Source organism: Ensifer sp. ENS09 (assembly GCF_014852425.1).
Classification (GTDB): domain Bacteria; phylum Pseudomonadota; class Alphaproteobacteria; order Rhizobiales; family Rhizobiaceae; genus Ensifer.
In genome coordinates this window covers 700,254-714,589 of record NZ_JACVBP010000003.1, presented here as the reverse complement: position 1 = coordinate 714,589, position 14,336 = coordinate 700,254, and the positions used below count along the sequence as shown (strand labels likewise).

General features: G+C 59.7%; 12 protein-coding genes and 2 pseudogenes. 2 read left to right on the top strand and 12 right to left on the bottom strand.

Going from position 1 to position 14,336, the window contains the following annotated elements; all coding sequences use genetic code 11:
• Positions 1–54 precede the first annotated feature (54 nt).
• The 6 genes from IB267_RS18435 to IB267_RS18410 are packed head-to-tail and all read right to left on the bottom strand — an operon-like array spanning position 55 to position 6,848.
• Positions 55–1,080 (bottom strand): dipeptidase, encoded by a 1,026-nt coding sequence (locus tag IB267_RS18435; RefSeq protein WP_192448894.1) that lies wholly within the window; start codon positions 1,078–1,080, stop codon positions 55–57.
• A 24-nt stretch (positions 1,081–1,104) separates the two neighbouring features.
• Positions 1,105–2,586, bottom strand: a complete 1,482-nt coding sequence (locus IB267_RS18430) for an aldehyde dehydrogenase family protein (RefSeq protein WP_192448893.1) — start codon at positions 2,584–2,586, stop codon at positions 1,105–1,107.
• Positions 2,587–2,636: 50 nt separating this feature from the next.
• Positions 2,637–3,584 carry an ABC transporter permease gene (locus IB267_RS18425; RefSeq protein WP_192448892.1) on the bottom strand — a complete coding sequence of 316 codons (948 nt, stop codon included), beginning with the start codon at positions 3,582–3,584 and terminating at the stop codon, positions 2,637–2,639.
• 4 nt (positions 3,585–3,588) lie between these two features.
• Positions 3,589–4,476 carry an ABC transporter permease gene (locus IB267_RS18420; protein ID WP_192448891.1) on the bottom strand — a complete coding sequence of 296 codons (888 nt, stop codon included), beginning with the start codon at positions 4,474–4,476 and terminating at the stop codon, positions 3,589–3,591.
• Between the two features lie 27 nt (positions 4,477–4,503).
• A complete protein-coding gene (locus IB267_RS18415) occupies positions 4,504–5,226 on the bottom strand; it encodes an aspartate/glutamate racemase family protein (RefSeq protein ID WP_192448890.1) in 723 nt (240 codons plus the stop codon).
• Between the two features lie 41 nt (positions 5,227–5,267).
• Positions 5,268–6,848 carry an ABC transporter substrate-binding protein gene (locus IB267_RS18410; protein WP_192448889.1) on the bottom strand — a complete coding sequence of 527 codons (1,581 nt, stop codon included), beginning with the start codon at positions 6,846–6,848 and terminating at the stop codon, positions 5,268–5,270.
• A 162-nt stretch (positions 6,849–7,010) separates the two neighbouring features.
• On the opposite strand from IB267_RS18410, the gene IB267_RS18405 reads away from it, so the two are divergent.
• Positions 7,011–7,982: a LysR family transcriptional regulator gene (locus IB267_RS18405; protein WP_192448888.1), complete on the top strand. Its 972-nt coding sequence runs from the start codon at positions 7,011–7,013 to the stop codon at positions 7,980–7,982.
• 343 nt (positions 7,983–8,325) lie between these two features.
• On the opposite strand, the gene IB267_RS18400 is transcribed toward IB267_RS18405, so the two are convergent.
• From IB267_RS18400 to IB267_RS18390, 4 genes are read right to left on the bottom strand one after another with little or no spacing between them, the layout of a single operon-like run.
• The gene (locus IB267_RS18400; protein WP_246810698.1) at positions 8,326–8,526 is read right to left on the bottom strand and encodes a hypothetical protein; all 201 of its coding nucleotides are present in this window, start codon (positions 8,524–8,526) and stop codon (positions 8,326–8,328) included.
• Entirely contained in the window at positions 8,526–8,675 is a 150-nt protein-coding gene (locus IB267_RS33425; RefSeq protein ID WP_246810697.1) for a hypothetical protein, read from the bottom strand. The genes IB267_RS18400 and IB267_RS33425 overlap by 1 nt, the downstream gene beginning before the upstream one ends.
• 42 nt (positions 8,676–8,717) lie before the next feature.
• Positions 8,718–11,015 (bottom strand): endonuclease/exonuclease/phosphatase family protein, encoded by a 2,298-nt coding sequence (locus IB267_RS18395; RefSeq protein ID WP_192448887.1) that lies wholly within the window; start codon positions 11,013–11,015, stop codon positions 8,718–8,720.
• A 7-nt stretch (positions 11,016–11,022) separates the two neighbouring features.
• On the bottom strand, positions 11,023–11,706 hold the full coding sequence (locus IB267_RS18390) for a hypothetical protein (RefSeq protein ID WP_192448886.1): 684 nt from the start codon (positions 11,704–11,706) through the stop codon (positions 11,023–11,025).
• A 374-nt stretch (positions 11,707–12,080) separates the two neighbouring features.
• Between IB267_RS18390 and IB267_RS18385 the strand changes: the two genes are divergently transcribed.
• Entirely contained in the window at positions 12,081–12,239 is a 159-nt protein-coding gene (locus IB267_RS18385; RefSeq protein ID WP_192448885.1) for a hypothetical protein, read from the top strand.
• Positions 12,240–12,760: 521 nt separating this feature from the next.
• Here the strand turns inward: IB267_RS18385 and IB267_RS18380 are convergent.
• Together IB267_RS18380 and IB267_RS18375 are read right to left on the bottom strand one after the other, a co-directional pair.
• Positions 12,761–13,919: pseudogene (locus IB267_RS18380) on the bottom strand (IS110 family transposase).
• 74 nt (positions 13,920–13,993) lie between these two features.
• Positions 13,994–14,291: pseudogene (locus tag IB267_RS18375) on the bottom strand (LysR substrate-binding domain-containing protein); the annotation flags it as partial.
• Positions 14,292–14,336: the final 45 nt, after the last annotated feature.

Here is a 14,336-nt window from a genome sequence, read left to right as displayed (position 1 = left end):
TTCTCGTTTGGTGATGGCGGACTATATCGCGCGCTGCCGCCATCACCGGATTTTTCAGGCCGCGTCAGCCGTTCTCACCGAAGCGGCTGGAACGAAGCCTTCGCGGAACAACGCAAGCCAGTTTCCGCCGGCGATCTTGCCAATTTCGTCATTGGAGAAGCCGCGTCGATCGAGACCCTCAAGGATGTTCGGGAAGTCGACTGGCGACTGGAACCAGGAAGGCCACTTGGAAAAGCCCTTGATCGGGATTGCGCTTTCGCGCGCCCACCGGCCCGCGCGCCACCACTTGATCTGGCTTTCCGGCCAGCCATCGTAAAAGTCCGTACCGAGGCCGACATGGTCGGCACCAACCAGATCCACCGTCCATGAAACCATGTCGAGGAAGGTATCGAGCGTGCAGTTCGATCCGTTCTTCATGATTTTCGGATAATTGCTGAGGCCGATGACGCCACCGGTCTCGGCCAGGCGCTTGATCAACGCCGTCGACTTGTTGCGGCGGTTGAGCTCGATATCGGTTCCCACGAACTCCTGCGGATTGGCGTGGGTGACCGCGATCGGGCGCGAGGAATATTCGATCGCATCGAAGCAGGTGCGCTCGGTGCAATGCGAGACGTCCACGACCATGCCGACGCGGTTCATTTCCGCAATGACGTTGCGACCGAAGAACTTGGAGACACCGGCCTCATCCGGTTCCCAGCAACCGGAGGCAACACGGTTTTGAACGTTGTAGGTGAGTTGCGCGACACGAACGCCAAGCTGATGAAAGATTTCGACCAATTCGATGTCGTCCTCAAACGGCGACGTATCCTGGAAACCGTAGACGACGGCGGTGCGACCGGAGGCGGCGACACGCTCGATGTCCTCTCCGGTCGTGGCAAGTGCGATCAAATCGGCATTCTTCTCCAGCAGCCGGTTCCATTCACCGATGACGGTCAATGTTTCGCGCGCGTCCTCCCAGATCGACAGGGTCACATGCACGCAACCGATGCCTCCCCGCTTCCACTCCTCGAAGCGTGCGCGCTCCGGCTTGTTGTACTGTAATGCATCGATCACCAGGGGCTTCGTTGCCGACATTGTCATCGCGTTTTCCTTTCCGTTCCTATTTCAGTTTGCGAAGGGGTCCGCCGCCGGGCCATGTTCCACGACGATTGCCTTGATCTGGGAAAACTCCTCCAGGGCCTCGACACCGTTCTCGCGGCCGATGCCAGACTGCTTGTAGCCGCCGAAGGGCACGCGCAGATTGATCGCCCGATAGGTGTTCACCCAGACGGTGCCTGCCTGCAACCGGCGCGAGACACGGCGGACCCGGTCGATGTCGCGTGTCCAGAACCCGGCAGCCAGTCCGTAATCGACGCCGTTTGCCATGGAGATCGCCTCGTCTTCGCTTTCGAAGCGCTGAACGGTGACCACCGGGCCGAAGATCTCTTCCCGGCAGATCCGCATGTCGCTTGAGACGTCAACGACTACCGTCGGCTGGACCCAGTAACCCTTGGCCAGGTCCGGCCCGAGATCGGGTCTTTGTCCGCCGGAAGCCACACGCGCTCCGGCCTCGACCGCCTCGCTGACGAAATTATTGATGCGTTCGTACTGGCGCTTGTTCGCAACCGGTCCGATATGCGCCCTGGGCGACGAAGGATGACCGAGTCGGATACGGCCGACGGAGGCGATATATCGTTCCACGAAGGTGTCGTAGATCTCCGACTGCACGAGTATGCGCGACCCGGCGACGCAGGTCTGGCCACTGCCGGAGAAGGCGCCTTGGGTCGCTGCGATCACGGCACCATCGATGTCGCCGTCGGCAAAGACGATGTGCGCCGACTTGCCGCCCGCTTCGCAGACGAAACGCTTCATTCCAGCGGCAACCTTTGCACCCAGGACCTTAGCCGTGGCCGTGCTGCCGGTGAAACTCACCATATTTACGTCCCGATGGGTGGCAAGTGCCTCGCTGGCGATGGCATCGCCGATGACGACGTTGACGATGCCGACTGGAAAGCCCGCTTCGATCGCCAGTTCGGCCAGCGCGATACTGGAACCCGGGGCTTCGGCCGGTGGTTTAAGGATGACCGCGTTGCCCATGGCAAGGGCCGGCGCCAGTTTCCAGGAGCCGAGCGAAAGCGCACCGTTGAACGGTGTGATGGCGACAACGACGCCGAGCGGTTCCCGCACGATGCGGGCATCGGCTGTGCGCGACACGGTGCGCAGGATGTCGTCATGGGTATCGAGAGCGCTCGCATAGTAGTCGTACCAGGTGGCGGTCGCCTTCATCTCGGCGGAGGTTGCGGCATGGCTCTTGCCGTTAGCAAGACTTTCGAGCGTCCCCAGTCGATCGGCGTTGGCAGCAATCAAGGCGCCCAGCTTGCGAAGGAGGATGGCGCGCTCGTACCCCGTCATCGACGCCCATGGCTCACAGCGAAATGCTTTGGCCGCGTTGGCTGTCGCTAGCTCCACAGCCTCGTCCGAGACGAAGGCCGTCGCCCAGACAGCACCCGTCGAGGGATCGTGAAGCGGGACTTCCCGGCCAGCGGGCGCGATCGCCGCACCGGCGATATACGATGTGAAGACGTCCTGATTGGCGGATGTAGGCATGTTCGAGACCGGTTCCGTTTGTAGTGCGTGGGAATGCATCGTCGGCCCCGTTACAGTTTGAGCTTCGGATTGAAGCAGGTGTAAAGAACGTCGACAGCGAAGTTGATCAGCACGAAGGCGATCGCCAGGATCAGGATGCCCCCCTGGATCAGCGGTATGTCGCGGGTGGAGATCGCCTGGTACATGGCAAGACCGATGCCGGGCCAAGAGAAGATGGTCTCGGTGAGTACGGCGCCACTTAAAAGGAAGCCCATCTGCATGCCGATCACCGTGATGATCTGCGGCATTGCATTCGGCAGCGCATGACCAAGCACCACGCGTGATTCACGCATGCCCTTGGCACGGGCCGTGCGGATGTAGTCACTGTTGATCACTTCAAGCAGGGATGACCGGGTCATGCGCGCGATCGTCGCCAACGACCATGCGGCAAGCGTGACGGAGGGCAGGATCATGTGGGCGGCCAACCCGAGCACACCGTCGCCACCGCCCACACTCTGCATGCCGCTGACCGGCAGAAGGCGCAGATTGAGGCCGAAGATCATGATCAACACGAGACCCAGCCAGAAGGACGGCATCGAATTGAAGAACAGAACGACGACCGAAAGCGACTGGTCGCGGAGCGAACCCGGCTTCAACGCCGCCCAGGTACCGGCTGCCACACCGACGAAGGCGGCCAGGACGATTGCGGCCATCGCGAGAATGGCCGTGTTGCCAAGGCGTTCGACGATGACGGTGGCGACGGGCTGCGCGAAGGTGAACGACTGGCCGAGATCGCCCTGGAGCAGATTTCTGACGTAGATCAAGTACTGGATATGGGCCGCCTCATGCAGTCCCATGCTCGAACGCAACCCTTCCTTTGCCTCTTCCGAGGCCGTCGCCCCGAGCAGCATGTCGGCCGGATCCCCGGGGATGATCTTGGCGAGCAGGAAGGTTGCGATCGTCACCCCAATGATGACTGGAATGATCTGCAGCGCGCGTCGGATTGCAAATACGATCATCGTCTTAGTCCCGCTGCTTGTTGAAACGTGGGTCGAGGTAATCGCGCGCACCGTCACCGATAAGATTGAAGGCGACTGCGAGGATGACGATGGCCAGCCCCGGAACGGTTGCCACATGGGCGGCCGTCGCAAGCGCCGCACGTCCGCTCGAAAGCATTTGCCCCCATTCCGGCGTCGGCGGCTGAGGCCCAAGCCCGAGAAAGCTCAGGCTTGACGACAGGATCACGTTTCGACCGGTCTGCAGGGTGCCGTAGACGATCGCTGGACCAAGAATGTTTGGCAGGATGTGCCGAAACGCGATCCGCCTGCTGCGAAAACCGAGAGCATGGGAAGCCTCGATGAACACCTCTTCTTTCACCTGCAGCACGGCACCCCGGATGATGCGGCCGAACGCGGGGACGGTGACGACAACCATCGCGATGATCATCGAAGACAGCCCCGGCCCGAGCGCGGCACTGATGCCGAGTGCCAGAAGAATGCCCGGGAATGCGAACATGACATCAAAGAACCGCATGATGGTCGCGTCGAGGAACCCACCAACATAACCCGAGACCATTCCAAGCAGGCCGCCGAGGACGAGAGCGATCACGGTCGGCACGATCGCGACCAAAAGAGCGTAGCGTGTCCCATGAATGAGGCGGCTCAGGATATCGCGACCGAGTTCATCCGTTCCAAGGATGTTCCAACCCGAAAGGATCCCCTTATACCGCTCGAGCGGATTGGCGCGCAGCGGGTCGAATGGCGATATCCAGTCCGCGAAAATCGCCGCGAGAACGATGGCGACCAGGATGCAGAAGCCGATCGCCAGCGGTGGGTTGCCGCGGATACTCCGCAGCACGGCTTGCCATTTGGGCATCGGTCTGACAGTCGTCTGTTCGATCATGATCGTCATCGTTCTCTTCCGTCGCGGATTTCTCGGTCAGGCGGCCTGCCAGAGCTTGCCGAGATTAGGGATTTGATCCTTCAGACCCACCGCACGGAGTGCGCGCCAAAGCGTGGCCTGGTTGCTCGAGACCACGGCAGCGCCAGTGTCCATCTCCAGATACGGAAGGATCGGGAACGTGCGATAGGTGCCGCAGGAAATCAGGATCGCGTCGCATTTTCCGGCAGCCTTGAAGGCTTGCTTGCCGAGCTTGTAGGCGCTGTCGGCATCATGAACGCTCGCGTCAAAGGGATCGGTGATCTGTAAGCCGACCATGGATGCGATCTTGAAACCCTTAGCCTCCATGAAGGCCCCCATCTTCTCGTTCACTTCGTCGGAATAGATCGTGGCGACGGCAACGGAGGTGGCGCCCAGCGCCTTCAAGGCGTCCATCTGGGCAGCCATCATCGTGATCGCAGGAATACCGGTCTCGGCCTCGATCTCGGCGCAAACTTGCTCGTCGTGACCAACGCCACGCAGGAACGTGCCGGGCGCGCCGCACTGGACGATGAGATCCACCTTGGCAGTCGCCAGTTGGCGCGATGCCTCCAGCACCTGTGACATCATCACCTTCAGGCCTTCTTCGTCGACCCGCGGCACGATGGTCCGGGCGTCGGCGAAGGCGACACCCACAGGCGCAACCGAACGCCACTCCTCGGCCCCCTCAATCGCCGTCGCCGGCCTCATCTGTCCGATACGTGCACGCCAACCTAACATCATCTGCGAATTCTCCTCTTTCAAATGTCAATCAAAGCAGCAGGTTACTTGACCTGAATGCGGGGGTAATCGATGAAGACCGACCTTGCCGGCGAGATCCCGCTAACGCGGGCGCTCAGCACCCTCGGCAGTCGATCCTGATAGAGAAATATCCAGGGGCTATCGTCCGCCAGACGTTCCGCAGCATGCCGGTAGAGATCGAGGCGCTTCGTCTCGTCGCTCTCGCCGCGCGCTCGCGCAAAGACCTGATCTGCCTCCGCATTCGAGAACCACCCGCGATTGACGCCACGCGGCGGCTGTTGGTCGCCCGCGAACATCCGCTCCAGCCAGTAGGCGCTGTCGGCACCGGTCGTCCAGCCGTTGAAAGACCCCTGTACGTCGTCCTTGTAACCAGGCCCCTCGGTCGACACGAGGGTGGCGAACTCTAGGAACTGCGGCTCCAGGTTGATGCCGACTTCGCCCAGATCCTGTTGCAAAAGCGTGATGATCTCGGACGCCTGTCCGAAGCCAGGACCGCTGTTCGGTGCCAGCAACTTTATGGTGACGCCGGTAGAAAAACCGGCCTGAGCCAACAGTTCCTTCGCCTTCGCAGGATCATAAGTATAAGACATGCCGGAATTGCCCGGCAGTTCGTTGCCCGAGGGGACGGGGCCGCCGAGTGGCGTGACCTGTCCATTGAGCAGGGCCGCCAGATTGTCCCGATTGACGGCGTAGTTCAGCGCCTGACGGAAGAGCTTGTTGTCCGTGTACTTTGCCTTGGTATTCAGCCGCACGAAATATTGGTTCGCAGGCTCGGGGTATTGGATCTGCAGGCTCGGATCGGTGGAAAGTTGCGCGATCTGCTGGGAACTGGCGCTCGGGATAATGTCCACCTGGCCGGTCTGCATTGCGATTGCCATCGCTGTTGGATCGGTGACCGGTCGAAAGATGAGGCTCTCGACGTTGGCGGCACCGCCCCAGTAGGCGCCGTTGCGTTTGAGTTCGATCTGTTGGCCCTGCTGAAACGCCTTGAGTGTGAAAGGCCCGGTTCCAACGGGATTCAACCCGATCCCATCCCCTTTATTCGCGCTGATACTGGCGGGGCTGATGATGCCGGAGCGCCGATCGCTGAGCAGGCGCAAGAGACCGGCGAAGGGTTCCTTCAACTTGATTTCGAACGTTCCTGCATCGATTGCCGCGGTGCTTTCGATCCAGCGCGTCAGGAAGGTCATGTTACCGGCGGCGCGCTCATCATAAGCGTCGGAAGTCTTGTCCATGATCCGAGCGAAATTGGCCTGCACGGCGCTGGCATCAAAGTCAGTTCCGTCGTGGAACTTGACGCCGGAGCGAAGCGTAAAGCGGTAGACCAGACCGTCGTCGCTGACCGCCCACTTTTCGGCAAGGCTTGCCTTCAGTGCGGGAGCGGTATCCGTGACTTCAGAAAGATCTTCCCGCACGAGCGGATCGTAGATAGCATCGATCACCCGCAAACCCTGCGTACCGGTCATGCGATGCGGGTCGAGAGGCGGTATCGCCCCTTCGGAACCGATAACCACCGTCTGAGCGAAGGCTTTGACCGGGACGACCAGAGAAGAGCTGGCGACAAGGCATGCGAATGCAGTCGCCAAATGGCGTTTTTTCAACATATTCAACATCCTGTTCCCCTTATTGGTTGGGCTTTTTCCGCAGCAAGGATGAGTGGCTGCGACCCGTGACAATCATTAAATGCGCCACAGTTCGATAAATCAAATTGAAAAACTTTGAGGATTGATCAGTATTGACTATACTTTGAGGTTAGGAGACAGCCGATGGCGCCCCCCCACAACCAGGCATTGCCTGCACCGTCTTTCAGCGCGACAATCCGGCATTTGCGAGCGTTTCTGAGTGTCGCGAAACATCGCAGCTTCACCCGAGCGGCCACGGAACTTCATCTCTCGCAGCCCTCGCTGACCATGACGATCCAGCAGTTGGAGGATATCGTCGGCGGGACGCTCTTCGACAGGACCACGCGCAACATCCTCTTGACGCAGGAAGGAACCGATCTCTTCCCGGTCGCCGAACGCGTCGTCGATGACTTTGATCTAGCCATTCGCAACATCCGGTTGACCGCCTCAAGCCGAAACAGCTGTATACGGGTCGGCGTCGTAAGCTCGATCGCCACCAAGATCATGCCGCGCATTCTGGAGGGGTTCCTTGCCACCCGACCCGGGGTGCGCGTCCAGCTACGCGAAGGCAATTCCAACGACGTGCGACGCCTCGTGCGGCGCAACGAGGTCGATATCGGCTTTGCGAGCATGGATGGCCCCGAAGCTGAACTCGTGTTCAAACCCCTGTTCAAGGACCAGCTCGGTCTTTTCCTTCGCCATACTCACCCCTTGCACGAACGCGCCAAGGACGGCGTGCTGCGGTGGGCCGATCTCGCAAACCACAATTTCGTCGGCTTGACGCTCGACACCGCCACGGGCCCGATCCTTTCGCAGATGGAACAGCTGCCGGAGTCCATTCGGGTACCCAAATATGAGGTATCGACCTATCCGACGCTGTGGGCTCTGATTGAAAACGGGCTTGGTATCACGACGGCGCCAGCGCTAGCGGCGGAGTTCATTCCCGACAACCGCATCGCTTTCCTAGGCCTCACAGAACCAGTGGCGTGGCGCAGCGTCTATATCGTCAGCAGGCTTGGACGGGCTGTTCCCCCGATGGTAACGGCTCTTGTGAAAGCGATCGAGGCGGAACTTGCAGCTATCGCAAAAGGGCATTCAAGGATCAGCACCTTGTAGGAGATTTCTTTGATCAAGCTCCTAAGAACCACGCGAGATAGCATCTAACCTCTGTGGGATCACTCCGTCACGTTCATCGCAGCGGCGTCTCGCATCGTGAGCCGGCGGGCTATAGATCGCCGGCGAGAAACACGAGCGGGACGCCTCAATTGCCAGTCATCTCCTCCAAACCACAGAAGACCGCTCGCGCCATATGAGGTCGGAGGCGAGGAGAAGCTAGGAGCCTCGGCGTTCCCCTCGTCGTCGCAGCGCACGCGCCGCGACGGCGGCGCCCCCATCGGTGACATTGATCAGAACGTTTGAGAAAACATGGATGAACTGCCGGCTCAACCAAACTCTCGTGTTACTCGTCAGCAGCCGAATGGCGGGCGAGCTCCGCAAGCTTGACCTGCACCAGCAGCGATACTTCGTCATACACGTTACACTCGCCGGCAATCTTGCCGACCTTGTAGTGGTAGTGGGTCATGCCCATGGCCTGCAAGCGGGCGCCGGTCGGCTCGACAAATTCCTGTTGGATGCCATAACCGAGATGGTGGCCTTCCATCAGCCATCGAACGGCAACTTCGACGCCGCCTTCTTCGCATGGGTTTGAGCAGAAATGCTGCGCAGTGAAAGGAGCATCTGGGTAGAGCCGATCAGGCCGAGCTTGGGGCCTTTGTCACTATTGGCCGCTTCGATGCCAATCGAGATCATTGAGATAATTGTCAACGTGCAAAGCGGGAAATTCACCGTCCCTTATGGGGGCGGCTCGCATGATACCGTGATCTGAAGGTCATAGACCCCATCATCATCATCGTCTTCGTCTTCAGCCGGGTTGAAAACCAGCGGAAGCTGAACTGTGAGACTGGCCCCGATCCCCTCAATGACCTTATCCGTGTTGGCCAGGATGTCGAACGAAGGTATTTGGATCGATGTTCGGTCAGCAGCGCTGAAGTCGTCCAATTCAACCAATTCGAATTCAGCCGAATCGATGTATCGAACCATGTTGATTTGAGGCAGATCCCGGAATGAATCATCATCGAACTCCAATTCGTCGCTGTTCGGGATATGAACGCGAAGCTGACCTCCAACGCTGACATTGATCTGGATGTCATCGGAACCTGCCTCGCTGCCTAGGAAGCCGTCTGTTTCGTCACGACAGAAAAGCCGCGCCATCGTCCGTGCGCGGGAGCCGGCGTTGCTCGGGTTGCCGTAGAGGTAGCTGACGTTCGACTTCAGGGTGATGGTGAACCGCTGTGCGGTAAAGCTTGGGTCCTGACGTTGCGCCAGAAAATAGCCGATCAGAGGGTGATTGTAGCCTACCTGCGACACGACAGCAGGACTGGGGTCCACTTTATCCAATAGAGCCAAATCGCTTGATCCGGGCTTGGAGGCGAGCACGAGCAGACTGAATGCGTCTATGTCCGCGTTGCTTATGGATATGGTCGATTTGGCGTTCAGACTGCCATCCGGCTCAGTGTCTAGCGCCGCACAGAACCAAACCGTGTCCATCTCATTGAAATCGGGCGTGGACGGGTCATCCAGTGAGTGCGGAGCACCGACCTTGGCTTCGGCAACAAATGGCACGTTGCGCTGCAGGGGAATGGCGTCCAGACGGCTCGTGCCAGCATAACGATGGACCCGCACCCTGTAGCGTCGTTCGCCGTGCCGGCTTGGATAGGCGATGCGGATGAGGAAAGGAGCAAGCGGCAATGCAAACCGCGTCATCTTTTCCTCGCGCGACCCACCTTCGTCCTGGATGCTAAATGGCTTCACCGGAACCGACAGATTGTCGGCGGTGAAGATGTCCATTCTCACGTCAGGCCCTCCTCGTGTGAGGTCGATCGCGTAGCCGCCAGGATCCTTAATGCAGATCCAACGCATCTGACCTTCAACCACGAAGCCATCGAATATCTTGTCACCGCTTCCTATCGGCATGCTGATCTGCTCGGATGTGGCGATCGACGCGAAAGGTCTGTCAAGGTCGAGATCAATGCGGACCGGAAGATGGTCGCTAACGTAAGACGTCGGATTCGTCGCGTCTGTCGCAATGTCGTAGGCGATACACATATGTTGCATCGCCCGTCGTCCGTTCCGTGGGCCCCGGCCGCGTAACGCGTAGTCCAGCCGCTGGTTATGCACGGTCATTCCCCGGTCGAACCAATCAGGTAAAGTTAGCATGCCGAGGCGCACGTCGCCTGGCGACTGTTCGTGCATCCACGCGTCGTGCAGCTGCTTCGTGAAAGGGGCGCCAGGCGTATCGAAGCGCTCGGTCCATTCCTGGCGGAAGCCAGTGGCCGGATGGCTCATACCGTCGATGTTAAGGTCGCCGCACATCAGGATTTCGGCATCTTCGACGTTGCCGGCCATGGTCTTGATCAGGTCGAAAGCCCGGTCGAGCTGCTTGCGGCGTATATCCTTGTGCGCCTCGACGTTATCCGTCGAGTCAGCCTGTGTGTGGCTGTTCAGCAGATGAAATGCCTTTCCATTGTGCACGAGCCTGGCATACAGGACGCCCTTAGAGGCGGCGGAATCGTCCCACACCGAGTCTTCATATTCCACGAACGCGACGATCGGGATCCTGTCCTGTCCGACTATATCCTGCAGCTCGGGTGGGACCGGTGTGCCTTCGAATGGAATGCGGCTGAAAATCATCAGACCCGAGTCTTCAAACTTGCTGAAAGGGACAAGGATCAGTCCAATGACGCCGGCGACGATCGACAGAGCGGCGCCACCGGGAATAGTCGCCGCGTAACCGGCAACGCCCAAAAGGGTAGCGCACACCGTGGCAACCGAGTCACCTTGCGCCTTCTCGACGCGGAAAGGGTATTTGGCCTTGAGATGCGAGATCAAAGCTTCGCGTCCGTCCTCGTCGAATACTTCCTGAAAGCACAAGACGTCATAGTCCCACTCGCTGTCGAGAATCCTCCGCGAGATCAGCTTGGCGCGGTCCTCGACGTTCTCGTATGGCGTTAAGGAACCTTGTGCGCCCGCTTCCATTGCCCACGACCGCATCTGGACATTGTAGGTCAGAACCCTAATCGACGCGCTCATCTTGTCCTCACGGCAGGTGGCAGAGGGCGGTTGGCCGGCGGATGCCGATTTGATCGAGCCTGGCATCGAGGGATACATTCCAGCCCGAGGCGTCGCGAACAACGGAACAGAGTGCAAGCGTTGGAAGGGAGAATGCAACCACCGCCTTATCGCCTGTCACAGCAAGTGCGGCCGGATAGCGCAGGACATCCCCGAGTATCGCCTCCGTGATTCCGCCTGACGGCGAGGTCATGATGGAAAGCCCTTCGCGTGTCAGGTCTCCCACGATGATCGTACCGTCGCAAAGCACGGCGACCGCGGCAGGATTTCGAAATGTTCCCTGCGAACTCACATCCCAAAAGGCATCGTCGAGCTGGGCAAGCTGCACGATCCGCGCAGCGGCCGGATCCGCCACCACCAACCCACCCGGTCCATGGTGAACGCTGACCGGACCAGCGAACCTGCCGGGCCCGATGGAACCCGTCGCAATTTTCCGGCCGTAGGCCTGCCAACCGCTGCCATCAAAGGCGTCCATGGCGACGATCCGGAAATTGCCCGTGTCGGCAACGAATATCTGTCCCTCTTCGGAGACGGCAACGCCCATGGGGTTTTGAAACTGGCCCACGCCGGCGCCCGGCGACCCAAAGCTTTCCCAATTCGTGCCGTCTTCTGCGCAGGCGATGATACGGCTTTGGCGACGATCGGCGGTCAACAGTCGTCCATCTGGGAGGCGGGCCAAGCCATAGGGGAGCCCGAATCCAGCGGACGCTGGCACGTCAGCCGGGGGATCGGACGGATCCGCCTGGAGAATTGAAATTCCTCGCCTCAAGTCGGAAACGGCAAGTCCAGCCATCTTTATAATCCCAGCTGCGGTTGCTCCGGTTGCTAGTCGATGACCCTCGCAATTTACCAGTGCACCCTGCGATCAGCAAGACCGGTATGAAGGCCGCTCATTAAGGCGGGCGCAGTCGAATTCCAATTGAGACGCATGCATCAAAACAGCCACACTGCTGGCGCCCCTCGGACGTCCAGACCACAGGCCTTGGAGCGGACTCTCCACTCGACGGCAGCACGCCGGGCGACCCGGTGGCATTCAAGCTCCTGGCGCAGCCAGGCGGTTGCGAGCGACCGGCAGGCTCCGAGATCGTCTGGACGCAGAAGCATGTGGGCGGCATCGCGGCCAGGCGCATAGCGGATGAGGGCACTACCGAGAAGCTGGGCGCGCGCATTCTTTACGATGAGTGACGTTGATACGGATGTTTGAGATCTGCCGGGATTTCAGCCCGGCTTGTGCCTCGGAGGCAAGGGTCTCCACTGCGCCTAGAAGACCGACGCACAAAGGACGCATGCGCTCACCCGCCCAAAACGCGATGTGATTTCGCGATATCCAACCTACAACGACCGCTCAACCTGCCCGGTCGCGCCAGCGACCAGGCAATGTCAGTGATGTCGTCGGATCCTCCTCACATGAGGAGTATGGCGTCAACAGTGATCAGGGTGGCATCGTGATTTCCTCGTCTCGATCCTAGATCTGAGCCCGATTCTTTTACCGGCCCGGCCTGCGAGCCTGTACAACCTCACATACGGTCGCCGCTGCAGGCGGCTGCACCACGATCCCGCTTGCGGCGGGCAAGGGCTCAGGAGAACGGGACCAACCTTGTTCCCGACTGGTAATGCCATGAGGATCCACGGTCCGTTCACCCGGATCGTCAGGGCTGATCCGGCCCTGAAGATTGTAAACAGCGTTGCAGTTGTATTGTCGGCGGTTAGGCGGATTTCAATATTGCCCCTTCGATGACGACGCCACCATTCACATACTTCCATACGGTGACCAGCAGCTTGCGAGCGAGCGCCACGCTCATCGTCTTTTTGAATCGTCCGCCATTCTGTGTGACGCGCTTCTTAAACCAGCAGGACAGGCTGGAGTCCGGCTGGTAGCGCAGCCATAACCGGGCGAGCTCGACCATCGCCGTTCGCAGCCGCGGATTGCCCGCTTTGGAGACGCCCTGCTCTCGATCGCGCCACTCTGCCAAGGTGACGGCGCCGGCCCCGCATAGGCGGCAACTTGACGGCGGTTGTCAAAATGCCGGAACAGGTCTTCAGAGTGAAGGACGGCCGCAATCTCGGGGCCAAGCCCCCTGCTGCTGGCGAGCGCTTTCACTGGCGCTAGTTAACTCGTCGCCTGCTCGACGATGAGTGCGTCCCGTTCAGCCTCCACGGCCTTGATCTGCTCAAGCACAACTCGAGACGATCGAGTTCGCGGGAGATTTGCGCTGACATGCGTGGGGAGTGCGTGGTCATCGCCCGTACGAATATCTTCCAGTCGCGTTCGCCGATCGCGGCGCAAAGGCGCATAATCTCGGATGCCCTGGCAGAACAGCAGTCCCTTGATCCGATTTACGTGGAGAACACGCTCAGCGACCCGCACTTTCGCTCGCGGCCAATCCGGCGACGATCTTCTTCTTCTGACGTCGGCATCCTGACCATCGAACAGACGCGTGGTTCTCCCCGCTTCCAGGCCAGCAGCGTGCGCATCAAAGTTTCCCCATCGATGCGGTCGGTCTTAGCGCGGCGTCGACGACGCGGCATCGCGATCGATGCTGCCTCGACGAGGTGGCTCTCAACCCAAACGACTTTGTTCAGCGCCCGGCCGATCCAAAACCCGTCCAAGCCCACCTGCTGGATCACCACCAGGGGATAAAGCTTTCCCTCGCGCGACAGTGCTTTTTGACGCAGTTCGGAAAAGAACGCGATCAGACCGGCGATATTGCCGCCACCGACCGCATGGCGAGACATCTTCTCGCTTCCCGGCGAAAGCGATGTGACCAGCCAGGTTGATTTACTCAGTTCCAATGGAGCGAAGATTGCGCCAAGATCGACGCGGATAGCGGCAGGTACCTCGGGTTTGTCGGCTGTCGTAAACATGATGAGCCTCCAGGGAGATTTTCTAGCGAACCCACTCTGCCACGGTGCAGGTCGCTATCGACTCCCCATAGGATCTTCTTCCAGGCAACACCAAGCCCGATCTTGAGATCGACGCCGCGCACTGCTTGAGCTCGAAGTTACGGTTCGACAGATCCTTTGTCCATTCCGGCAGCAAAGCCGATGCCGAGACCGGCAGAAACCAGCGAAAACGTATCGTCGCAGCTATAGGGGATGTTGCCGTTCAGCCCATGGGTCTCGAACATCTCCGAGAAGTACCGCTCTAAGTAGGAGAGGTTCTGCCGCCTCGATGTCGATCTCGGTATGAGCAGCCAGCGGGTTCGCCTTTTCGACCGCCAGCAGATAGCGCTCATGCGTGGTCTAGAAGAGACGTAACGACGGGCGGAAATGCATAACTGG